General features: G+C 66.7%; 1 protein-coding gene. It reads left to right on the plus strand.

All coding sequences use genetic code 11. From position 1 onward, the window contains the following. Positions 1-438 (plus strand): transposase (locus QM019_RS12705; RefSeq protein ID WP_282853307.1); only part of this gene is annotated, 438 nt, incomplete at its 5' end. Between the last annotated feature and the right edge of the window lie 3 nt (positions 439-441).

The following is a 441-nucleotide window of genomic DNA, read 5'->3' on the forward strand; positions in this document are numbered from 1 at the left end:
CGCATCCTTCACACCGGCGCGAGCTTCCTCACCGAGAAGCAGACCGCCCGCCTCGACGCGGTATTCGCCGTCGAGGAGCACATCGAGGTCGAAGCGACCTGGGGCATCTACCAGCGCATCGTCGCGGCCTACCGCGAACCCGACAAGAACAAGGCCAAGGAGATGATGCGCGCAGTGATCGACGCCGTCAGCAGCGGCGTCCCCGCCGCTCTCACCGAGATCCGCCGACTCGGGCGGACGTTGAAGCAGCGCGCCGCCGACGTGCTCGCGTTCTTCGAACGCCCCGGCACCTCGAACGGACCCACCGAAGCGATCAACGGGCGCCTCGAACACCTCCGCGGCTCGGCCCTGGGCTTCCGCAACCTGACTCACTACATCACACGGTCACTGCTCGAAGCCGGCGGCTTCAGACCACTCCTACACCCTCGATTGCGATGAGCC

The sequence above is a fragment of the Gulosibacter sediminis genome (genome assembly GCF_030011715.1).
GTDB classification, from domain to species: domain Bacteria; phylum Actinomycetota; class Actinomycetes; order Actinomycetales; family Microbacteriaceae; genus Gulosibacter; species Gulosibacter sediminis.